The organism is Pseudomonas sp. Ag1, from assembly GCF_000278565.1.
GTDB lineage: Bacteria > Pseudomonadota > Gammaproteobacteria > Pseudomonadales > Pseudomonadaceae > Aquipseudomonas.
Map to the genome: position 1 here is coordinate 81,611 of NZ_AKVH01000093.1, position 21,081 is coordinate 102,691.

Consider the following 21,081-nt stretch of genomic DNA (forward strand, 5'->3'; position numbering starts at 1 on the left):
CGATCAGTCCCTTTTTGGGACCGATCCCACTTCGTCACATCGCCGCTGGGCTCACCTGCTCCAACGCCTGATCAACCAGTAACTGCCCCAGCTCACTCATCTGCTGAATGGCCAGCACCACGCCGCGCTGGGAACCTTCCAATTCAAAGGCCAGGTTGGAAGTCAGGGCGTTGAGTGAGGCAAAGGTTTCAGAAGCGTTGGCCAGCAGGGCTTCGGTGGATTGAGAGGGGGTGACGGTAAAGAGTGACGATGAAGCGGAAGTCGGAAAGTAATGATCCATGGCACGCTCGGCGGCGGCCTGGAGTTTGCGGTGTTCGATTTCGGTGTTGTGGGGCGGATTGGGGGTAGGTTTGAACATGATGAAACTCCTAAACAGATGAGTAAGGAGCGCCACCGTTCGCTTGCACGCGAATAAGGGTGGCGACCGTGCGCAGGTGTGCAAGACCGGGCCTGTTTAGGACACCCAGCAGGTCCGAAGACCTCCTGCGCGCAGCCGCCATAAAGCAGCGAGCACAAAAAACGCCCGTTGGATGGCTGGGCGTTTGTACGCCTAAACAGTTTCGTCGGACTTGCACGTCCGTGTCACCGTTTTTTGCGATGACGGACGAAGACTAGGCGCGATCGCAGGGCACAACAAGTTCATGCACAGCGCGAGAGGTTGCAGGAAAAATCCGACTGTAAAGCGCACGCCGATGCGATCGTTCCCACGCTCTGCGTGGGAATGCATCCCGTGACGCTCCGCGTCACCACAGCGCGAGACTTAAGCCTTGCATCGCCAGCTGGACGCAGAGCGTCCGAGGCTGCATTCCCACGCGGAGCGTGGGAACGATCATCAACATGTGTAGCTCAGGCCAACCCCGCCTCGACCAACAACGCCTCCAATCCCATCAAGTCCGGCACCCTGGCCACATGCTCCCCCACCTGCACCGCCGCCAACTCCAGCGGGCACAACGGCACGTCCACATAACTCAACTGGCTATCGAGCTTGTACGAACGCGGAATCCCCTGGATCACCAACGCAATAAACTTCAACGTCGGCCGTCCTCCGAGGGTGTTCAACACCACAATCCGTGCCCGCTCTCCCACCACGCCCGACTCGCCACACGCGGCCTCAAAGCTGATCAACGGCAACTGCCGATCCCGCCAGGTAACCTGCCGCAAATACCACGGCGGCGCATCACTGGCCGGTTCGCCGCGCTGGAAGTCGATCAGCTCGGCCACGGCGACGTTGGGCAACAACAGGTGACGGTCGGCCAATGGCAGCAGCAAGCCGGTGAGTTGAGTTGCGCGGTGATCAAGCACGGGACTTGCTCCAGTAAGCGATGCTTTCCAGCAGCACCGACTCTTGATAAGGCTTGCCGAGGTAGTCGTTGACGCCAATCGCCATCGCACGATCACGGTGTTTTTGCCCGGTGCGGGAGGTGATCATGATGATGGGCATGCGCATCAGCCGCGGGTCGTCGCGCACCTGGATGGCCACTTCGAAGCCGTCCATGCGCGGCATTTCGATGTCGAGCAGCATCAGGTCCGGGGTGTGCTCTTCCAGCACGGCCATGGCGTCAATGCCGTCCTTGGCGGTGAGCACGTTCATGCCGTTGCGCTCCAGCAGGCGGCTGGTGACTTTGCGCACGGTGACCGAGTCGTCCACCACCAGCACCAGCAGCGGGCGCTTTTTCAGCGGGTCGTTGAGGATCAACGGAGCGTCCGCCGCCTGGGCCGGCAACGCCGGTGGCCGGGCGCGGATATGCGCCATCAGGTCGATGATCAGCACCACGCGGCCATCGCCAAGGATGGTTGCGCCAGACACGCCCTTCACCCCGGCAAACTGCGGCCCCAGGCCCTTGACCACGATCTCCCGGGTGCCGGCCATGGCGTCCACTTGCACCGCCACGCGCCGTTCGTTGCATTGCACCAGCAGCACCGGCAGCGGCTGGTACTGGCCCAGCAGGTTCGGCCGGCCGACGGTGTGCAGCAGGTCGCCGAGGTAGAACAGTTCGTAGCGTTGGCCGGCGTATTCGTAGCGCGGCGGGTCCTGCTGATAGTGCCCTTCCAGCTCATGGGGCATGACCCGCACCAGGCCTTCGATGGTGTTCAGCGGGATCGCGTATTGATCGTCGGCACACTGCACCATCATCGCCCGGTTGACCGACACGGTGAACGGCAGGCGAATGCGAAAGTGCACGCCCTCTCCCGGCGTCGAGTCGATGACCATCGAGCCGCCCAGCTGGCGCACTTCTTCATGCACCACGTCCATGCCCACGCCACGCCCGGAAATCTGGGTGATTTTTTCGGCAGTGGAAAACCCCGGTTGCAGGATGAACTGCAACACGTCGCGGTCGCTGATTTCCAGGTTGGGGTCGAGCAAGCCACGCTTGATCGCCTTGCGCCGCACGGCTTCAAGCGGCACGCCGGCGCCGTCGTCGCGCATGTCGAAAACGATGTCGCCGCCTTCGTGGGTCAGGTCCAGGGTGATGCGGCCTTTCTCGGGTTTACCGGCCAGCAATCGTGCATCGCGGGATTCCAGGCCGTGGTCGACGGCGTTGCGCAGCATGTGTTCCAGCGGCGCGACCATGCGCTCCAGCACGTTGCGGTCCATCTCGCCTTCGGCATTGCCGACGATAAATTCCACGTCCTTGCCCAGCTCGCCCGCCACCTGCCGCACGATGCGTTTAAGCCGTGGCAGCATGCGTTCGAAGGGCACCATGCGCGTGCGCATCAGGCCTTCCTGCAACTCGGTGTTGATGCGCGCCTGTTGCTGCAGCAGGTTGTGGGCGTCCTGGTTGCGGCGGTCGAGGGTTTCCTTGAGGTCGAGCAGGTCGGAAGCCGATTCGAACAGGGCCCGGGACAGTTGTTGCAACTGGGAATGGCGGTCCATTTCCAGCGGGTCGAATTCTTCGTAGCCCAGGCGTTCGGCCTCGGCCTGCTGGCGGCTGAGGATGCGGCCCTGGGTCTCGGTGTCGAGGCGGCGCAGTTGATCGCGCATACGCTCGATGGTGGTTTCCACCTCGTTGAGGGCGATGCTCGCATCGTTGACCTGCTGCTCGATACGCCCACGGAAGATCGAAGTTTCACCCGCCAGGTTGACCAGGTCATCCAGCAAGTCGGCAGAGATCTTCACCATGTCGGCGGCCGGGTCGCTGGCCGGCACCGCCTCGGTTTTGGTTGCCGTCAACGCCAGCGGTGCGTCCGTCACTTCAGCCGGACGCACCAGGCTCTTGATGCGCTCGATCAGCAGGTCCACCGAGCCCACCGGCATTCCCGCCGCCACCGCATCGATCATCTGCGCCAGGCGGTCGTGGCAGCCTTGCAGCAAGGCGAACAGCTCCGCCGAGGGCGCCAGCAAACCTGCCGACAAGCCCTCATAGAGAAACTCCAACTCATGGGCCAGGTCGCCAATCGGGCCGATCTCGACCATGCGAGCGCCACCCTTGAGGGTGTGCAGGTCGCGCAGCAGTGTCTCGACTTCCTGGCGATTTTTCGGCTCGGCCTGCCAGCGCAACAGCGCGGCGCCGGAGCTGTCGAGGATGTCGGCGGCCTCTTCGAGAAAGATATCCAGCAGCTCGGGATCACTGCCCGGCGTCTCGACTTCGGCGGCCGCTGCGGGCGCCGCTTGTCCGGTGCCTTGGCGCAACTCACGCAAGTGGCTGATCAGGTCGGAGGAGTCGCTCAACGGTTGCTGGTGTTGCAGTTGCTCAAGCAACAGCGCCAGCCGCTCATGACTGGCCATCAACACATTGGCCAGCTCGCTGGAATAGCTGTAGCGCCGGTCCACCAAACCTTCGTAAAGGTTTTCCAGCTCAAGGGCCAGGTCGCCCACCGCGCCGATTTCAGCCATGCGCGCGCCACCCTTGAGGGTGTGCAAATCCCGCTGCAACGATGACAGCGGCGCTGCGTTATCCGGGTCCAGCAGCCAACGCTTCAAGGACTGGCCGGCGCTGTCAAGGATGTCCACCGCTTCCTCAAGGAAGATCTCGACGATTTCGTCATCCACCGCGAAGCTCTGGTCGAGCTTCGCCGTAGCGGCGCCCAGCTCGGAGATGCTCAGCGCGCGGCTGCCATCGGTCTTGATCAAGCCGGTGGCGGACGGGTCGAGTCCTTCATCCAGCAGCTCGCGCAGGGCGCGTACCCGGGCCGGCGCCGCGCTGATTTCCTGGCCGGCGGCCAGTTGGTCGAGCATGTTGATCAGGGCTTCGTGGGCCTGTTCGGCCTCGTGGAAGAAGCGCTCGCTGACCGCCAGGCTGCTTTCTTCCACTGCGCCGTAGAGGTCGAGCAAGGCTTCGCACAATTCGTCCATCGAGTGCAGGTCGGCGAGGTGCGCGCCTTCGCCGAGGGTGGTCAGTTCGTCCAGCAGCGCGCTCAGTTCCTGGCGTTCGCCGGGGTGCTGTTGCCAGCGGCGCAGCAGGCTTTCGGCGTCCAGCAGGATGTCCATGCCCTGGGCCAGGAAGTTGGCGATCAACTGCGGGTCGCGCTTGATCCGCAGGCCGGTGTTGGGCGCATTCAGCAAGGCTTCAAGCTGGCTGTTCAGCAGGTTTTGCGCGCGCTCGATCAGCCCTGCTGCACCATTGATGGCCGCGTGAGGGTCACTGTCCAACTGGCGCACGCCGCGCTGGAACAACGCCTCGGCCTCCAGCAGCAATTCGATTTCATCCAGGTCCAGCGGCAGGCGGTGGGCCTTGTATTCGCGGGTCAGGTGATCCAGCGGGCGCGCCAGTTCGGCGATGGGCAACACACCGGCCATATAGGCGCTGCCTTTTAGGGTGTGCAGTGCGCGTTGCAGTTCATCACTGACTTGCAGCGGCAGGTGCTCGGTGGCCTGTTGCAGGAAGTGGTTGAGGCTGTCGAGGTGGCTCTGGGCTTCGTTGCGGAAGATTTCCAGCAACTGCGGGTCCAGGGCGGCCGGGTCTGTGGCCGACGGTTCGACACGGCTGGCCAAGGCGTGCGCCCGCGCCGCCAGTTCGTCTACGTCATCGCGCTGGCGCTGGGCATTGTCGGCAAAATCGGTGATCAGCTCCGGCAGCAATTCCAACACGTCATCCAGCACTGCTTGCACATCCGGGCCCGGCGCAACGCTGCGCTCCAGCACGCGGTTGAGCAGGTTTTCCACGGCCCAGGCCAGCTCTGCCAACACCAGGGCGCGAACCATGCGGCCACTGCCTTTCAAGGTGTGGAAGGCGCGGCGCATTTCGCTCAGGGTGGCCTTGTCTTCCAGGCTGGCGGTGCCGGCGGGCACATAGCGATGCAGCACATCGAGGACTTCGGCGATTTCTTCGAGGAAGACTTCCCGCAGTTCATCATCGATGGCTTCTTCACCGGCGGGCGGCGGCAGCAGGCTGCCGGGACGCTGGAGTGCCGGCGGGTTGAGGCGCGAGGTGGGGCTGGCCAACGCATCGGCGAGGAACGGGGTTTGCTCCGTGGGCGTGTCACCCTGCTCAAGCAGTGCCTGGCGCCAGGGTTTTTCGGCCGGCAAATAGCCCAGCGCGGCCAGGCCTTCAGCGGCGACTTCCAGCACCCGTTCGCCCGGGGCGTCGTGGTCCTGGAGCATGCGTTCCAGGTAGTACTCGAGGCTGGTGAGCACATCGGCAAAATGCTCAAGCTGCGCCTCGGAAGGTGCGGCGTCGCCGACCATCAGTTGCTCGTTGACGTAGTCATTGCAGCCACGCATCAGGCTCGCCGCACGGGGCAGCGGAATCATCGCCAGCGCGCCGCGCACCTGGGTCAGCAACTCGGGCAGCGACTCCAGGCGCTGGCGGTCCCAGTGAGCCTCGATGCAGTCGATCACCAGCTCTTTGGCCTGGGTCAGGCACTGGCAGGATTCGCGGATGACGAGGTGGTGGATCTGCGTCAGGTCGGTGGTAGGCAGGCGGCTTTCTTCGCGGCGTTCCGGCTCGACAGTGCCGACCATCCCGGCCAGCGTGGCCTCGACGTAGAGCAACGCACCGGCAACGTCCATCAATACCGCATCGTTGGGTTCGCGCTGCCCCTGGGCCAGGCCGAGTACCACCGCCAGTTGGTCGATGATCACTTTGCGCGGCTGGCCGAAGCCCAATACCGCCAGGGTATCGGCGATCTGCCGCAGCGGCGCCAGCAACGCCTCAAGGTCCGAGGCGTGCTGACGGTCGCTGCGTACGAACAGGTCCAGGCGTTCCTTGACCCGCACCAGCTCCTCGCACAACGCGCCGAGCACCGAGCCCATCGCGTCGCGGTCCGGGCCGGCCAGGCGGGCGCGTTCGGCGTCCACCACGGCGCTGTCGGGCAAAGCTTCATCGAGGCCATATCGTTCTTTCAAACTTTGCATCCGTGGAGTCGGTCGGGTGACTTTGGCGACGTAGAACAACAGGCTCTTGAGCAGCTCATCCGGGGCCGGGGTGTTGATGCCGTTGATACCCTGGATCAGCAGGCGCTTGAGTTGCTTGTCGCAGGCCTTGAGCAAACTGCGCAACGCCGGGCTGTTGGCAACCACGCCAATGAGCATGCCTTCCACCAGCGCCGAGGTGACCTGCCACAACGGTAACAGCGGCGCACCATGGCACAGGGCTTCGAGGCGGGCGAAGACCCGCGCCATGTCTTCCAGGTTGCTGGGGCCGTGGTCTTCGCGCAGCAAACCGACCAGCGCCTGTTGCAGCATCTGCCGCCACTGGCGCAGCAGCTCGGGGAAATCCTCTGGCGTGCGCTGGGCCAGGGCGTCTTCGGGCAGCGGCGGGATCACCAGCAGTTGCGGGCTGAACAGGCTGGTTTCCGAGAGCAGGCTTTCGCCGCGCACGCTGCGCAGGTCGTTGAGCAGCGGCAGCACTACCAGGGGCAGGTCGCGCCGGGCGCTGTGTACGCGGTCGAGGTACAGCGGCAGTTGGCCAAGGCCCTGTTGCAGCAGGCGAATGCCTTCGTCGCGCTGGCTGACGCGCGCGCCTTGCAGGGCGAGGGCCAGTTGTTCCATTTCTTCAGCGAACAGGGCCGCGCCGTAGAACTCGACCATCAACAGGCTGCCATGCACCTGATGGATGCATTCCAGGCACTGGCCGATGGCCTCGCTGCTGCTTTCTTCAACATAGGCGTCCAGCGCCGAACGGGCCTGTTTCAGGGTTTCGGCAATTTCGCCCTTGACCCATTCGAGGGCCACGTAGTCGTGCCGATCAACCATAACCGCTCCCGTCTGAATTCATGAGTTGCTGGTAGTGCTGGGTCATGCGTACACCGATCTCAAAACAAAGGAGATCAACTGTGGGAGCGGGCTTGCTCGCGAATGCGGTGGGTCAGACAAAGCGTCGGCGACTGACACACCGCATTCGCGAGCAAGCCCGCTCCCACATTTGCTTTTCGGTGTTTTCGAGGGCGCATTTCACTCATCCACCCGCTTCGCCGCCGGCAAGGTGAACCCCGACACCGACCGCCGCAACTGACTGGCCATTTTTGCCAGGTTGCCGATGCTCTCGGCAGTGGCCGTAGAGCCTGACGAAGTCTGAGTGGTGATCTGCTGGATCACGTTCATCGTCAGGGAAATCTGCCCTGCCGACGACGTCTGCTGCTGCGCCGCGTTGGAGATACTCTGGATCAGCGCCGCCAGGGTTTTCGACACGCCTTCGATCTCTTCCAGCGCTACCCCGGCGTCCTGGGCCAGCCGCGCACCGCGCACCACTTCGGTGGTGGTCTGCTCCATGGAAATCACGGCTTCGTTGGTGTCCGTCTGGATCGCTCGCACCAGGGTTTCGATCTGCCGCGTCGCCGCCGAAGAACGCTCAGCCAGGCGCTGTACCTCATCGGCCACCACCGCAAAACCACGCCCGGCATCACCGGCCATGCTCGCCTGGATCGCGGCGTTGAGCGCGAGGATGTTGGTCTGCTCGGCGATGTCATCGATCAGGCTGACGATGTCGCCAATTTCCTGGGACGATTCCCCCAGCCGCTTGATGCGCTTGGCGGTGTCCTGAATCTGTTCGCGGATGTTGTCCATGCCGTGGATGGTGTTGTGCACCACCTCGTTGCCCTTGTTGGCAATCTCTACCGAACGCTCGGCCACTGCCGAAGATTCGGCGGCGTTGGCCGACACCTGGTCGATGGACTGGGCCATCTGGTTGATCGCCGTAGAGGCTTCGGCAATCTGCTGTGCCTGATGCTCCGACGCTTGGGCCAGGTGCATGGCGGTGGCCTGGGTGTCCTGCACCGCACCAGCCACCTGGCCGGCAGTGAGGTTGATGGTGGCCACCAGGTCGCGCAGTTGGTCCACGGAATAGTTGATGGAGTCGGCAATGGTGCCGGTGAAGTCTTCGGTGACCGAGGCGGTGACGGTCAGGTCGCCGTCGGCCAAGTCTTCAATCTCATCCAGCAGGCGCATGATCGCGTTCTGGTTGCGCTCGTTCTTCTCGGCGGTTTCCCGCAACTGGCGGTTGGTCTCGCGGACCATCACCAGGCCGATCAGGATGATCGAGGCCAGCGCCAGCAAGCCCAGCACGTAGCCGCCGATGGTGTCGAAAGTGCGCCCGTCCGCCAGGTTTTCAAAGCCGGTGGCCAGGTGCGAGGCTTCGTCCAGCAGGGTTTGCGACAGGTTGAAGATATTGCTCGCCGAGGCGCGCACCTGGAACAGCTGCGGCGAGGTTTCGAGGATTTCGTCCACGGAGCCCGAGACGAATTCGAACAGCTCGGAAATCTCCGCCAACCGGGCGCGGGCGTCGTGGTCTTCAACCTGGGTGATGCGCAGCCCGGGATTGCCGTTGAGCATGCCGCTGAGCACCACGCCGAAACGGTTGGCATCGCGGCCGAAGGCATCGGCGGCCTGCACGGCAGTCTCGTCCCCCGCCAGCACGGTGTTCACCGCCCCCAGGATGCGTTCGGCCAGCAATGACTGGCGCTGGGCCAACGCTACCTGGCTGGCCGGTGCGCCGCGTTGCAGCAGAATATCGACAACCTTTTCCGACTCCATCTGCAACTGCGGAACGGTTTCCGCCAGGGTCGCGGCCACTTGATGCAACGACAGCACCGTTTGCTCGCTGGCCAGAATCGCATCGGCGTTTTTCAGCAGCGCTTCCCAGTCGGTCTGCACGGCGCGCATTTCTGCACGCACGGCGGTGGGTGCAGCGGGCAGGCCGGTGGCCGGGTCGCCTTTTTTCAGGTAACCCCAGCGCTGGGCAAAATCGTTGCGCGCATCCCCCAGCAGCTTGAACGCCGCCGCCTTGCCGGCGGCAGCCTCGGTGGCGTTCTTGGCGATGCGCTGGGACAGCACCCGCAGCTCACCGGCGTGGCCGATGTACTGTTTGTCGTAGGTGGACTGGGTGTTGAGGTACGCGAAGTTGGCGAACAGCAGCATGATGAACACGATCAGCGCGATAAACAGCACGATGATCTGCGAGCGGCTGCGGGAGGCTTCCTGGGGTTTGACCGGGGTGACGGTACTCATGCGGCGACATCCATGAAACCTGGAGCCTGGGCCAGGGCGAAGGGGCTGAAGACCTGCCACAGCTGGTCGCCGTCGAACTGGCCCTGGATAAACGGCGCGCCGCCTGCGGTGCTCGTCGACAACGCGTCTTGTGCGAAATGCTGCATGCCCACCACCTCGTCCACCAACAGGCCGACAAACACGTCCTGATACTCCACCACCAGCACCCGCCGTTGTTTGCGCGCCACTGACAGCTCAAGGCCAAGGAAACCGCCCAGGTCCATCACCGGCAGCAAGCGCCCGCGCAGGTTGGCCACGCCCTTGATCCACGGCTTGACCCCGGGCATCAAGGTACAGCGCGGTTCGTGCAGCACTTCCGCCACCTCGCCCATGGGCGCCACGTACCAGTGTTCGCCCAGGCGAAACCCGATCCCACTCCAGCTGAGCAGCCGGGTTTCCTGGGACGGCAGGTCGGCAGCCAGCAAGCGGCAGCGGCGGTCGATGTCCAGCAGCAGCTCGAAGGCGGTTTGCGACTCGGTCATGGGAACGTGCCGTCAGCCGGCCAGCACCTTGTTCAGGGTGGCGATCAGGGTTTCTTCGTCCACGGGCTTGGTCAGGTAATCCTTGGCGCCCTGGCGCTCGCCCCAGATCTTGTCGGTTTCCTGATCCTTGGTGGTGATGATGATCACCGGGATGTGGCTGGTCTCGGCATCTTTGGTCAACTGACGGGTGGCCTGGAAGCCATTGAGGCCCGGCATCACGATATCCATCAGCACCGCATCCGGCTTTTCCTGACGGGCCAGCGCAACGCCATCGCCGCCGTTCTGGGCCTTGAGGACGGTGTGACCGTGCTTTTCGAGCATTTCGGTCAGTTTGTACATTTCAGTCGGCGAATCGTCGACGATCAGAACACGTGCCATGGTTTTCCCCACTTATCTAGTAGACGCAAGCCCTCGTGGGGCCCCCGTCAGTGTGCTTGTTCTACTGCGGCGAAGCCCGGTACATAGGCCTTGATCGCGCTCAGCAGTTCTTCCTTGCTGAAAGGCTTGGTCAAAAACTGATCAGAGCCGACGATGCGCCCCTTGGCCTTGTCGAACAGACCATCCTTGGAGGACAGCATGATTACCGGGATCGACTTGAACGCCGGGTTGTTCTTCACCAGCGCGCAGGTCTGATAGCCATCCAGGCGCGGCATCATGATGTCGACAAAGATAATGTGTGGATGATGGTCAACAATCTTGGCCAGGGCATCGAAACCGTCGATGGCCGTGATGACGTCGCACCCTACGTTCTTCAACAGTGTTTCGGCCGTGCGGCGAATCGTTTTCGAATCGTCGATCACCATCACTTTCAAGGCGTTGGAATGCTGTTCCATATCTGCTCTACCATCGCCACAGCGAATAGGTTTTCGGTGTGTACTGCCTGATGTTGCACAGGACGAGCGCCAAAAGCCTCGGAATTCAAGGGCTGATGTGCCATGGCAGCCTTTTTAGCACAGTCTCAGAACGCAATCTATCGGCCGACCCGCGTGGTGGTTTTTCCTTGACCCACAACAGCCGCAGCGCCACTCTGACGCCACTTTTATGCGCCCTTATTTGCTAGAGGAAATCCCCCATGAGCGTTCGCGTCGGCATTGTCATGGACCCTATCGCCAGCATTTCCTATAAAAAGGACAGCTCGCTGGCCATGCTGCTGGCCGCCCAGGCCCGCGGCTGGAGCCTGTTCTATATGGAGCAGCCGGACCTTTATCAGGGCGACGGTGAAGCGCGGGCGCGGATGCGTCCCCTGCAGGTGTTTGCCAACCCCGAGAAGTGGTTCGAGCTGCAAGACGAAATCGACAGCCCCCTGAGCGACCTCGACGTGATCCTGATGCGCAAGGATCCGCCGTTCGACATGGAGTTCGTCTACTCCACCTACCTGCTGGAGCAGGCCGAGCGCGCGGGCGTGCTGATCGTCAACAAGCCCCAGAGCCTGCGCGACTGCAATGAAAAGCTGTTCGCCACGCTGTTCCCGCAGTGCACGCCGCCGACCGTGGTCAGCCGCCGCGCCGATGTGCTGCGTGAATTCGCCGCCAAGCACGGCGATGTGATCCTCAAGCCGCTGGACGGCATGGGCGGCACCTCAATCTTCCGCCACCGCGCCGGCGACCCGAACCTGTCGGTGATCCTGGAGACCCTGACTGCGCTGGGCACCCAGCAGATCATGGGCCAGGCCTACATTCCGGCGATCAAGGACGGCGACAAGCGCATCCTGATGATCGACGGCGAGCCGGTGCCTTACTGCCTGGCGCGCATTCCGGCCGCCGGCGAGACCCGCGGCAACCTGGCCGCCGGTGGCCGGGGTGAAGCCCGCCCGCTGACGGACAAGGATCGCTGGATTGCAGCCCAAGTCGGCCCGACCCTGCGCGAAAAAGGCCTGCTGTTCGTAGGCCTGGACGTAATCGGCGAGAACCTCACCGAAATCAACGTCACCAGCCCGACCTGTATTCGCGAGATCGACAACGCATTTGGCACGAACATCGGCGAAATGCTGATGGCTGCGATTGCCGCCAAGCTACAAGCCAAGTGACATAGAACAGCCGGACACAAACCAACATTGCGTTATCATGCGCCACCTGTGAAACGTGCGATGTTGGTTTTCTTGTCATGACGCTCCCGTCCGATCTGCCCCCCGAACTCTCCCACAGCGGCGTGCGCCCGGCTGATCGGCTCGGATTTACCCTGTTTCTGGCGGCGTTGATTCACCTGGCGTTGATCCTCGGCCTGGGTTTCACCTTTGCCGAACCCAAGCAGATCACCAAGACCCTGGAAATCACCCTCGCCACGTTCAAAAGCGAAAAGAAGCCCGAAAAAGCCGACTTTCTCGCCCAGGACAATCAGCAAGGCAGCGGCACCCTCGACAAGAAGGCCGTGCCCAAGACCACTGAAGTCGCGCCATTCCAGGACAACAAGGTCAATAAGGTCACGCCACCGCCGGCGCCCAAGCCGGAGGTGAAACAGGCCGCCCCCAAGGCGGCGGTCACCACCGTGGCGCCCAAGCCGCAAAAAGCCCCGACCCAGCGCGAAAAGGCCAAGACCGAACCCACGCCTGCCCCGCCGGCCCCGACTTTTGACAGCTCGCAACTCTCCAGTGAGATCTCCAGCCTGGAAGCCGAACTGGCCCACGAACAACAGCTGTACGCCAAGCGCCCGCGGATCTACCGCCTCAACGCCGCCTCCACCATGCGCGACAAAGGCGCCTGGTATAAGGATGAGTGGCGCAAGAAGGTCGAGCGCATCGGCAACCTGAACTACCCGGACGAAGCCCGTCGCCAGCAGATCTACGGCAATTTGCGACTGCTGGTGTCGATCAACCGCGACGGCACCTTGTACGAGGTGCAGGTGCTGGAGTCCTCCGGCCAACCGCTGCTGGACCAGGCAGCGCAACGCATCGTGCGCCTGGCGGCGCCTTTTGCGCCGTTTACCGGGGACCTGAACGACATCGACCGCCTGGAAATCATTCGCACCTGGCGCTTTGCCAAGGGTGATCGGCTGTCGAGCAATTGATGCTGGCGGTGATTTCCTGCGCATCCTCAGCTTGTCAGTTCGCCCCTCCAACGCCACACTAGCGGACATGAAAAATGTCAGCCCGACCTACCTCAAGCACCAATTCCTGATCGCCATGCCCCATATGGCCGACCCGAACTTTGCGCAGACCTTGACCTACATCGTCGAGCACACCGCCAATGGTGCGATGGGGTTGGTGGTCAACCGCCCGCAAGACCTGAACCTGGCCGATATCCTCGAGCAACTGCGCCCGGACATCGACCCACCCGCCAGCTGCCAGCACGTACCGATCTACATCGGCGGGCCGGTGCAGACGGACCGGGGTTTTGTGCTGCACCCCACCGGGCCGAAATTCCAGGCGACCGTGGACCTTGAAGGGTTGTCCCTGTCCACGTCCCAGGACGTCCTGTTCGCGATTGCCGACGGCGTAGGGCCTGATCAAAGTGTGATCACCCTCGGCTACGCCGGCTGGGAAGCCGGGCAACTGGAGGCGGAGCTGGCGAGCAATGCCTGGCTGACCTGCCCGTTCGACGCCGACATCCTGTTCAACACCCCCAGCGAACTGCGCCTGGAAGCGGCCGCCGCCAAGCTGCGGATCAACCTCAGCCTGCTGACCAGCCAGGCGGGGCACGCCTGATGGCCTTGCGTCTGATCCTCGGTTTCGACTACGGCACCAAACAGATCGGCGTCGCCGTCGGCCAGGTGATTACCGGCCAGGCCCGCGAGCTGTGCACCCTGAAGGCCCAGAACGGCGTGCCGGACTGGAACCAGGTCGAAGCCCTGATCAAGGAGTGGAAGCCCGACGCCGTGGTGGTCGGCCTGCCGCTGAACATGGACGGCACCCCGAGCGAGATGTGCCTGCGGGCCGAAAAGTTCGCCCGCCGCCTGAACGGCCGCTACAACCTGCCCTTCTATACCCACGACGAACGCCTGACCACGTTCGAAGCCAAGGGCGAGCGCCGTGACCGTGGCGGGCAGAAAGGCAGTTACCGCGACAACCCGGTGGATGCCATCGCCGCGGCCCTGCTGTTGCAGGGCTGGCTGGATGAAAACGCCGCTTTATTTGAATCCTGACTGACGCGGCTTGCCGCGTCTTCTTACGTTTGAGCCCGGACCTTGCCTGCGCGAGGCCTAGAAGGAGCACCCATGAGCCTGCCCAATCCCGCCGACCTGATCAGCCAGATGGCGATCCGCCTCAAGGCGCACCTGGAACACCGTGCCATCAGCGAGCCGCGCTTTATCGGCATCCGCACCGGTGGCGTGTGGGTGGCCCAGGCGCTGCTGGAAGAACTGGGCAGCGACTCGCCCCTGGGCACCCTGGACGTGTCTTTCTACCGTGACGACTTCAGCCAGAACGGCCTGCACCCGCAAGTGCGCCCCTCGGCCCTGCCCTTCGAGATCGAAGGCCAGCACCTGGTGCTGATCGATGACGTGCTGATGAGTGGTCGCACCATCCGCGCCGCGATGAACGAACTGTTCGACTACGGCCGCCCGGCCAGCGTGACCCTGGTCTGTTTGCTGGACCTGGATGCCGGCGAATTGCCGATCAGCCCGGACGTGGTCGGCGCCACCCTGTCCCTGGAAGCCCACCAGCGGGTAAAATTGTCCGGTCCCACGCCGCTCGAACTCGAACTGCAAGACCTTGCCCTTTAAACCGCCTTGTAAAGAGTCCCCGCGATGACGCCTCTAGATGCCAAGCGCCCGCTGCAGCTCAATGCTCAGGGCCAGCTGCAACACTTCCTGTCCCTCGACGGCTTGCCCCGCGAACTGCTCACCGAAATCCTCGACACGGCCGACTCGTTTCTCGAAGTCGGCGGCCGGGCGGTGAAGAAAGTCCCGTTGCTGCGCGGCAAGACCATCTGCAACGTGTTCTTCGAGAACTCGACCCGCACCCGCACCACCTTTGAACTGGCGGCCCAACGCCTGTCGGCTGACGTGATCACGCTGAACGTGTCCACCTCGTCGGCGAGCAAGGGCGAAACCCTGCTCGACACCCTGCGCAACCTGGAAGCCATGGCCGCCGACATGTTCGTGGTGCGCCACGGCGATTCCGGTGCTGCGCACTTCATCGCCGAGCACGTGTGCCCGAATGTGGCGATCATCAACGGCGGCGACGGCCGTCACGCCCACCCGACCCAGGGCATGCTCGACATGCTGACCATCCGGCGGCACAAGGGCAGCTTTGAAAACCTCTCGGTGGCCATTGTCGGCGACATCCTGCACTCGCGGGTTGCACGCTCGAACATGCTGGCCCTGAAAACCCTGGGTTGCCCGGACATCCGCGTGATCGCCCCCAAGACCCTGCTGCCGATCGGTATCGAGCAGTACGGCGTGAAGGTCTACACCGACATGGCCGAAGGCCTGAAGGATGTGGACGTGGTGATCATGCTGCGCTTGCAGCGCGAGCGTATGGCGGGCGGCCTGCTGCCGAGCGAAGGCGAGTTCTATCGCCTGTTCGGCCTGACCACCGCACGCCTGGCCGGCGCCAAGCCGGACGCCATCGTGATGCACCCGGGGCCAATCAACCGTGGCGTGGAGATTGAGTCGGCGGTGGCCGATGGCGCGCAGTCGGTGATTCTCAACCAGGTCACGTACGGCATCGCCATCCGCATGGCGGTGTTGTCCATGGCCATGAGCGGGCAAACCGCGCAACGTCAATTCGAGCAGGAGAACGCCCAGTGAAGCTCAGCATTCTCGGCGCCCGAGTCATCGATCCGGCCAGCGGCCTGGATCAAGTCACCGATCTGCACCTGGAAGCCGGCAAGATCATTGCCATCGGCGCCGCACCCGCAGGCTTCAGCGCCAGCGAAACTATCGACGCCAAAGGCCTGATCGCCGCGCCTGGCCTGGTTGACCTGAACGTCGCCCTGCGTGAGCCGGGCTACAGCCGCAAGGGCAACATCACCAGCGAAACCCGCGCCGCCGCTGCCGGTGGCGTGACCAGCCTGTGCTGCCCGCCCCACACCAAACCGGTGCTGGACACCTCGGCGGTGACCGAACTGATCCTCGACCGCGCCCGCGAAGCCGGCAACTGCAAAGTGTTCCCCATCGGCGCCCTGAGCAAAGGCCTGGACGGCGAACAACTGGCCGAGCTGATCGCCCTGCGCGACGCAGGCTGCGTGGCCTTCGGCAACGGCCTGGAGAGCTTTCGCAGCACCCGCACCCTGTGCCGTGCGCTGGAATATGCGGCGACTTTCGACCTGACCGTGATTTTCCACTCCCAGGACCGTGACCTGGCCGAAGGCGGCCTGGCCCACGAAGGCGCCACCGCGAGCTTCCTCGGCCTGCCGGGCATCCCGGAAACCGCCGAGACCGTGGCCCTGGCCCGCGACCTGCTGCTGGTGGAACAAAGCGGCGTACGCGCGCACTTCAGCCAGCTGACCAGCGCTCGCGGCGTGGCCCTGATCGCTCAGGCACAAGCCCGCGGATTGCCGGTGACGGCGGATGTGGCGCTGTATCAGCTGATTCTGACGGATGAGGCGCTGATCGACTTCTCCAGCCTGTATCACGTGCAGCCGCCACTGCGTACCCGCGCTGACCGTGACGGTTTGCGGGCGGCGGTGAAGTCCGGGGTGGTTTCGGCGATCTCCAGCCATCACCAGCCCCACGAGCGGGATGCCAAGCTGGCGCCGTTCGGCGCGACGGAGCCAGGCATCAGCAGCGTCGAGCTGTTGCTGCCGCTGGCAATGACGTTGGTGGAAGATGGTTTGCTGGACCTGCCGACCCTGCTGGCGCGTCTCAGTGCGGGCCCTGCCGAGGCGCTGCGCCTGCCGGCGGGCAAGCTGGCGGTGGGCTCGGCGGCGGACCTGGTGCTGTTTGATCCGGCCAGCTCCACGATTGCCGGGGAACACTGGCTGTCCAAGGGTGAAAACTGCCCATTCATCGGCCATAGCCTGCCGGCGACTGTGCGTTACACCTTGGTGGATGGGCGGATCAGCTACCAGGCTTAAATCCAATCCGGAGTGGGCACGGTAAATGTGGGAGCGGGCTTGCTCGCGAAAGCGGTGGGTCAGTCAATAGAGATGTCGACTGACACATCGCATTCGCGAGCAAGCCCGCTCCCACATTTGGATCTTCACAAATCTTAACGGCCGCCGTTGCGCTCGGCATTGCGGATCGAAATCTGCGTATTCAGCGTCCAGAAGTCATACAGCACCCCGATCAGGAACAAGCCCCCGGTCAGCAGGTAAATGATCCCGCTGATCCATTTGCCCTGATACATGCGGTGCAAACCGAACACACCCAGGAACGCCAACAGAATCCAGGCCACGTTGTACTCGATCGGCCCGGCGGTAAATCGCAGGTCCGCTTCGCGGTCCATTGCCGGAATCAGGAACAAGTCGATCAACCAGCCAATCCCGAACAAACCGAAGGTGAAAAACCAGATCGTCCCGGTCACCGGCTTGCCGTAATAAAAGCGGTGAGCACCGGTAAAACCGAAAATCCAAAGCAGGTAGCCGATCACCTTGCTGTGGGTGTCTTGTTGCGAAACATCCTGTCGATAGGTGTTCATGGAGTACCTCTTTAGCCTCGATAGATAAATATTTCTGGTTTCTTTGTGACTTTTTTACGGGCGCCCGACATGCGGCAAATGGTATCTTCGCTTCCCTCAAAGCCTTATACCGCCTGACTTGTGTAGGACAATCGCGGCAATTCGTCACGGTTTTCCTGAATTTGACCCCAGGGTTCAGTCGACAAACGGCCTTAGCACGACACAAAAAGCTGTTATAAAGTTGCGCGCAAACCAAAAAGAGCCACGCCTAATGCGACCATTTTTCAAGACATGGCTAACCATTTGCCTATTAATGCCACTGGCCGCCCACGCCACCAATCGTGAGCAACGACTTCCCAACGTTAACGGTTTCACCCCTAAAGTTCACGCCACCACCAGCTCCGCCAAATCGGTAAAGCTGACCGTGAAGCGCCCGACTCAACTGAGCAAGGCCCACGGTAATGCGGCGCCAGGGCTGATGGCCGTCAACACCAAGCAAAGCAGCAACGTCCTCAGCCGTGCCGTCAACGTGCTCGGTACTCCTTATCGTTGGGGCGGCAGCAGCCCAAGTAAAGGGTTCGACTGCAGCGGCTTGGTGAAATATGCGTTTAACGACGTAAAAGCCGTGGATTTGCCGCGCACTTCCAACGCCATGGCCGCCGGCCACGGGCTGAAAGTTGAGCGCAAGGATTTGAAACCGGGTGACCTGCTGTTCTTCAAACTGAAGAGCCGCCAGGTGAACCACGTTGCCATCTACCTGGGCAACGACCGTTTCATCCACGCACCGCGTCGTGGCAAGTCCGTGAGCATCGATACGCTGAAGAAGCCGTTCTGGGACAAGAACTACGTGATTGCCAAGCGTGTCCTGCCTAAAGAGCAGAACAACCTGCGGATTGTGCAGCGCTGATATCAGGCTGATGTGAGAGCAGGCTTGTGTGGGAGCGGGCTTGCTCGCGAATGCGGAGTGTCAGTCGATACATGCTTGACTGATACACCGCATTCGCGAGCAAGCCCGCTCCCACATTAGTTTTTCATCGCCCACGCGACCTTAAATATCCCCAGGCACCCTCGCCTTCTCCCGGGCATGTTCCCGGCTGATCAGCCCCTGGCTGACCAACGCCTTCAAACTCATGTCCAGCGTCGTCATCCCCAGCGCCCCACCCGTCTGGATCGCCGAATACATCTGCGCCACCTTGTCCTCGCGGATCAAATTACGAATCGCCGGTGTGCCGAGCATGATTTCGTGAGCCGCCACCCGCCCGCCGCCGACCTTCTTCACCAGCACCTGGGACACCACCGCCTGCAATGACTCCGAGAGCATCGAGCGGACCATGGTCTTTTCCCCCGCCGGAAACACATCCACCACCCGGTCCACGGTTTTAGCCGCCGACGTGGTGTGCAACGTGCCAAACACCAGGTGCCCGGTTTCCGCCGCCGTCAGCGCGAGCCGAATGGTTTCCAGGTCTCGCAATTCGCCAACCAGGATCACATCCGGGTCCTCCCGCAATGCCGAACGCAGGGCCGCCGAGAAACTGTGGGTATCGCGATGCACCTGTCGCTGGTTGATCAGGGCATTTTTCGGTTGGTGGATAAACTCGATCGGGTCTTCAAGGGTGAGGATGTGCTGGCGACGATGGGTGTTGAGGTAGTCGATCATCGCTGCCAGGGTGGTGGACTTGCCGGAACCGGTCGGCCCGGTGACCAGCACCAGCCCCCGGGGCAAGTCTGCGATGCGCCGGAACACCTCGCCCAACCCCAGGTGTTCCAGGCTCTGCACCGTTGAGGGGATGGTACGAAACACCGCGCCCATGCCCCGGTGCTGCTGGAACACATTCACCCGAAACCGCGCCACCTCGGGCAACTCGAAGGCAAAATCCGTTTCAAGAGATGTTTCGAAATCCTTTTGCTGGTGATTGTTCAGCAAAGGGCTGAGCAACGCCGCCACTTGCACCGGCGCAAGTACAGGCCAATCGAGTGGCCAGACCTCGCCATCCACTCGCAGCATCGGCGCCAACCCCGCCGACAGATGCAGGTCGGAGGCCCGCAGGCGTACGCCGGCGGCCAGCAGTTCAGTGATATCCATAGGGCTTTCCATTTCCAGTAGAATGCCGCGGACTCCATATCCACGGGCGCAACTTGAATGTCGACCATAGCAGACAACATCGGCCTGGTTTCCGAGCGGATCCGGGCAGCCGCCGAGGCCGCGCAGCGCGACGCAGGCAGCGTGCACCTGCTGGCCGTGAGCAAGACCAAACCCGCACAGGCCGTGCGCGAAGCCTATGCCGCCGGGATGCGTGACTTTGGCGAGAACTATCTGCAGGAAGCCCTGGGCAAACAGGCCGAATTAACCGACCTGCCCTTGAGTTGGCACTTCATCGGCCCCATTCAATCGAACAAGACTCGTGCGATCGCCGAGAATTTCGCCTGGGTGCATTCCGTGGACCGCCTGAAAATCGCACAACGCCTGTCCGAACAACGCCCGGCTGACCTGCCGCCGCTGAATATCTGCATCCAGGTCAACGTCAGTGGCGAAGCCAGCAAGTCCGGCTGTACACCCGCCGACCTGCCCGCCCTGGCCGAAGCCATCAGCGCCCTGCCGCGCCTGAAGCTGCGCGGCCTGATGGCGATTCCCGAGCCGACCGACGACCGTGCAGAGCAAGACGCAGCCTTCGCCACCGTGCGCGACCTGCAAGCGAGCCTCGACCTGGGGCTCGACACACTTTCCATGGGCATGAGCCATGACCTTGAGTCGGCCATCGCCCAAGGGGCCACCTGGGTGCGGATCGGTACCGCCCTGTTTGGTGCCCGCGACTATGGCCAGCCGTGAAATGGCTGACTTCCATCTGAGTAAGGACCTGTCATGAGCAACACGCGTATTGCCTTTATCGGCGCCGGCAACATGGCGGCCAGCCTGATCGGCGGCCTGCGGGCCAAGGGCCTGGAAGCACAACAGATTCGCGCCAGCGACCCGGGCGCCGACACCCGCTCCCGCGTCAGCGCCGAGCACGGCATCGACACCTTCGCCGACAACGCAGAAGCGATTGAAGGCGTGGACGTGGTAGTGCTGGCGGTCAAGCCACAAGCCATGAAAGCCGTGTGCGAAAGCCTGCGCCCAAGCCTCAAGCCCCATCAACTGGTGGTGTCCATCGCCGCCGGCATCACTTGCGCCAGCATGACCCACTGGCTCGGCGCCCAGCCGATTGTGCGTTGCATGCCCAACACCCCGGCGCTGCTGCGCAAGGGCGTGAGCGGCTTGTACGCCACATCCGAAGTCACTGCCCAACAGCGCGACCAGGCACAAGAGCTGCTGTCCGCCGTAGGTCTCGCCGTGTGGCTGGAACAAGAGCAGCAACTGGACGCCGTCACCGCCGTCTCCGGCAGTGGCCCGGCGTATTTCTTCCTGCTGATCGAGGCCATGACCGCCGCTGGCGTGAAACTCGGCCTGCCGCAGGAAGTCGCCGAGCAACTGGCCGAGCAGACCGCACTGGGCGCCGCGCAGATGGCCGTGACCAGCGATGTCGACGCGGCCGAGTTGCGCCGTCGCGTGACCTCGCCGGGCGGCACGACCCAGGCGGCAATCGAATCGTTCCAGGCCGGGGGCTTTGAAGCCCTGGTGGAAAAAGCACTGGGTGCCGCAGCACATCGTTCGGCCGAAATGGCCGAGCAGCTGGGCAAATAGT

At 62.9% G+C, this 21,081-nt stretch carries 19 protein-coding genes; 10 read left to right on the top strand and 9 right to left on the bottom strand.

Annotated features, from left to right (window positions below; all coding sequences use genetic code 11):
- Nucleotides 1–34: 34 nt before the first annotated feature.
- The 7 genes from A462_RS20075 to pilG all read right to left on the bottom strand — a co-directional run bounded on the left by A462_RS20075 (nucleotide 35) and on the right by pilG (nucleotide 10,739).
- On the bottom strand, nucleotides 35–358 hold the full coding sequence (locus A462_RS20075; protein WP_008434138.1) for a DUF6124 family protein: 324 nt from the start codon (nucleotides 356–358) through the stop codon (nucleotides 35–37).
- 488 nt (nucleotides 359–846) lie between these two features.
- A complete protein-coding gene (locus A462_RS20070) occupies nucleotides 847–1,302 on the bottom strand; it encodes a chemotaxis protein CheW (RefSeq protein WP_003213725.1) in 456 nt (151 codons plus the stop codon).
- Nucleotides 1,295–7,135 (bottom strand): Hpt domain-containing protein, encoded by a 5,841-nt coding sequence (locus tag A462_RS20065; RefSeq protein WP_008434140.1) that lies wholly within the window; start codon nucleotides 7,133–7,135, stop codon nucleotides 1,295–1,297. The genes A462_RS20070 and A462_RS20065 overlap by 8 nt, the downstream gene beginning before the upstream one ends.
- 198 nt (nucleotides 7,136–7,333) lie before the next feature.
- Nucleotides 7,334–9,385 (bottom strand): methyl-accepting chemotaxis protein, encoded by a 2,052-nt coding sequence (locus tag A462_RS20060; protein WP_008434142.1) that lies wholly within the window; start codon nucleotides 9,383–9,385, stop codon nucleotides 7,334–7,336.
- Nucleotides 9,382–9,906: a chemotaxis protein CheW gene (locus A462_RS20055; protein ID WP_003213731.1), complete on the bottom strand. Its 525-nt coding sequence runs from the start codon at nucleotides 9,904–9,906 to the stop codon at nucleotides 9,382–9,384. The genes A462_RS20060 and A462_RS20055 overlap by 4 nt, the downstream gene beginning before the upstream one ends.
- A 12-nt stretch (nucleotides 9,907–9,918) precedes the next feature.
- Nucleotides 9,919–10,284 carry a twitching motility response regulator PilH gene (pilH, locus tag A462_RS20050; RefSeq protein ID WP_003213734.1) on the bottom strand — a complete coding sequence of 122 codons (366 nt, stop codon included), beginning with the start codon at nucleotides 10,282–10,284 and terminating at the stop codon, nucleotides 9,919–9,921.
- 47 nt (nucleotides 10,285–10,331) lie between these two features.
- Complete coding sequence (gene pilG / locus A462_RS20045) at nucleotides 10,332–10,739, bottom strand: twitching motility response regulator PilG (protein WP_003213736.1); 408 nt, start codon at nucleotides 10,737–10,739, stop codon at nucleotides 10,332–10,334.
- Nucleotides 10,740–10,978: 239 nt separating this feature from the next.
- Between pilG and gshB the strand changes: the two genes are divergently transcribed.
- From gshB to A462_RS20010, 7 genes are all read left to right on the top strand, one after another.
- A complete protein-coding gene (gene gshB / locus A462_RS20040) occupies nucleotides 10,979–11,932 on the top strand; it encodes a glutathione synthase (protein ID WP_003213738.1) in 954 nt (317 codons plus the stop codon).
- A gap of 77 nt (nucleotides 11,933–12,009) precedes the next feature.
- Entirely contained in the window at nucleotides 12,010–12,909 is a 900-nt protein-coding gene (locus A462_RS20035) for an energy transducer TonB (RefSeq protein WP_003213740.1), read from the top strand.
- Nucleotides 12,910–12,976: 67 nt separating this feature from the next.
- Nucleotides 12,977–13,546, top strand: coding sequence for a YqgE/AlgH family protein (locus A462_RS20030; protein ID WP_003213742.1), 570 nt, complete (start codon nucleotides 12,977–12,979; stop codon nucleotides 13,544–13,546).
- On the top strand, nucleotides 13,546–13,983 hold the full coding sequence (gene ruvX, locus A462_RS20025) for a Holliday junction resolvase RuvX (RefSeq protein WP_008434150.1): 438 nt from the start codon (nucleotides 13,546–13,548) through the stop codon (nucleotides 13,981–13,983). The genes A462_RS20030 and ruvX overlap by 1 nt, the downstream gene beginning before the upstream one ends.
- A 72-nt stretch (nucleotides 13,984–14,055) precedes the next feature.
- Entirely contained in the window at nucleotides 14,056–14,562 is a 507-nt protein-coding gene (gene pyrR / locus A462_RS20020; protein WP_003213746.1) for a bifunctional pyr operon transcriptional regulator/uracil phosphoribosyltransferase PyrR, read from the top strand.
- Nucleotides 14,563–14,586: 24 nt separating this feature from the next.
- Nucleotides 14,587–15,591: an aspartate carbamoyltransferase catalytic subunit gene (locus tag A462_RS20015; protein WP_003213748.1), complete on the top strand. Its 1,005-nt coding sequence runs from the start codon at nucleotides 14,587–14,589 to the stop codon at nucleotides 15,589–15,591.
- Nucleotides 15,588–16,859: a dihydroorotase gene (locus A462_RS20010; protein ID WP_003213750.1), complete on the top strand. Its 1,272-nt coding sequence runs from the start codon at nucleotides 15,588–15,590 to the stop codon at nucleotides 16,857–16,859. Before A462_RS20015 ends, A462_RS20010 begins: the two co-directional genes overlap by 4 nt.
- A gap of 134 nt (nucleotides 16,860–16,993) precedes the next feature.
- On the opposite strand, the gene A462_RS20005 is transcribed toward A462_RS20010, so the two are convergent.
- Nucleotides 16,994–17,422, bottom strand: coding sequence for an NINE protein (locus A462_RS20005; protein ID WP_003213752.1), 429 nt, complete (start codon nucleotides 17,420–17,422; stop codon nucleotides 16,994–16,996).
- A 250-nt stretch (nucleotides 17,423–17,672) separates the two neighbouring features.
- On the opposite strand from A462_RS20005, the gene A462_RS20000 reads away from it, so the two are divergent.
- Entirely contained in the window at nucleotides 17,673–18,308 is a 636-nt protein-coding gene (locus A462_RS20000; RefSeq protein ID WP_023659314.1) for a C40 family peptidase, read from the top strand.
- A 141-nt stretch (nucleotides 18,309–18,449) separates the two neighbouring features.
- Here the strand turns inward: A462_RS20000 and A462_RS19995 are convergent, their stop codons facing one another.
- The gene (locus A462_RS19995; protein ID WP_008434153.1) at nucleotides 18,450–19,484 is read right to left on the bottom strand and encodes a type IV pilus twitching motility protein PilT; all 1,035 of its coding nucleotides are present in this window, start codon (nucleotides 19,482–19,484) and stop codon (nucleotides 18,450–18,452) included.
- Between the two features lie 57 nt (nucleotides 19,485–19,541).
- On the opposite strand from A462_RS19995, the gene A462_RS19990 reads away from it, so the two are divergent.
- Nucleotides 19,542–20,228 carry a YggS family pyridoxal phosphate-dependent enzyme gene (locus A462_RS19990; RefSeq protein ID WP_008434154.1) on the top strand — a complete coding sequence of 229 codons (687 nt, stop codon included), beginning with the start codon at nucleotides 19,542–19,544 and terminating at the stop codon, nucleotides 20,226–20,228.
- 33 nt (nucleotides 20,229–20,261) lie between these two features.
- On the top strand, nucleotides 20,262–21,080 hold the full coding sequence (gene proC, locus A462_RS19985) for a pyrroline-5-carboxylate reductase (RefSeq protein ID WP_008434156.1): 819 nt from the start codon (nucleotides 20,262–20,264) through the stop codon (nucleotides 21,078–21,080).
- Nucleotide 21,081 lies beyond the last annotated feature (1 nt).

What these genes read in the sequence shown, in the direction of transcription:
- A462_RS20075 (WP_008434138.1), bottom strand. Translation starts at nt 358, where the DNA reads ATGTTCAAACCTACCCCCAATCCGCCCCACAACACCGAAATCGAACAC.
- A462_RS20065 (WP_008434140.1), bottom strand. Translation starts at nt 7,135, where the DNA reads ATGGTTGATCGGCACGACTACGTGGCCCTCGAATGGGTCAAGGGCGAA.
- A462_RS20060 (WP_008434142.1), bottom strand. Translation starts at nt 9,385, where the DNA reads ATGAGTACCGTCACCCCGGTCAAACCCCAGGAAGCCTCCCGCAGCCGC.
- A462_RS20055 (WP_003213731.1), bottom strand. Translation starts at nt 9,906, where the DNA reads ATGACCGAGTCGCAAACCGCCTTCGAGCTGCTGCTGGACATCGACCGC.
- pilH (WP_003213734.1), bottom strand. Translation starts at nt 10,284, where the DNA reads ATGGCACGTGTTCTGATCGTCGACGATTCGCCGACTGAAATGTACAAA.
- pilG (WP_003213736.1), bottom strand. Translation starts at nt 10,739, where the DNA reads ATGGAACAGCATTCCAACGCCTTGAAAGTGATGGTGATCGACGATTCG.
- gshB (WP_003213738.1), top strand. Translation starts at nt 10,979, where the DNA reads ATGAGCGTTCGCGTCGGCATTGTCATGGACCCTATCGCCAGCATTTCC.
- A462_RS20035 (WP_003213740.1), top strand. Translation starts at nt 12,010, where the DNA reads ATGACGCTCCCGTCCGATCTGCCCCCCGAACTCTCCCACAGCGGCGTG.
- A462_RS20030 (WP_003213742.1), top strand. Translation starts at nt 12,977, where the DNA reads ATGAAAAATGTCAGCCCGACCTACCTCAAGCACCAATTCCTGATCGCC.
- ruvX (WP_008434150.1), top strand. Translation starts at nt 13,546, where the DNA reads ATGGCCTTGCGTCTGATCCTCGGTTTCGACTACGGCACCAAACAGATC.
- pyrR (WP_003213746.1), top strand. Translation starts at nt 14,056, where the DNA reads ATGAGCCTGCCCAATCCCGCCGACCTGATCAGCCAGATGGCGATCCGC.
- A462_RS20015 (WP_003213748.1), top strand. Translation starts at nt 14,587, where the DNA reads ATGACGCCTCTAGATGCCAAGCGCCCGCTGCAGCTCAATGCTCAGGGC.
- A462_RS20005 (WP_003213752.1), bottom strand. Translation starts at nt 17,422, where the DNA reads ATGAACACCTATCGACAGGATGTTTCGCAACAAGACACCCACAGCAAG.
- A462_RS20000 (WP_023659314.1), top strand. Translation starts at nt 17,673, where the DNA reads ATGCGACCATTTTTCAAGACATGGCTAACCATTTGCCTATTAATGCCA.
- A462_RS19995 (WP_008434153.1), bottom strand. Translation starts at nt 19,484, where the DNA reads ATGGATATCACTGAACTGCTGGCCGCCGGCGTACGCCTGCGGGCCTCC.
- A462_RS19990 (WP_008434154.1), top strand. Translation starts at nt 19,542, where the DNA reads ATGTCGACCATAGCAGACAACATCGGCCTGGTTTCCGAGCGGATCCGG.
- proC (WP_008434156.1), top strand. Translation starts at nt 20,262, where the DNA reads ATGAGCAACACGCGTATTGCCTTTATCGGCGCCGGCAACATGGCGGCC.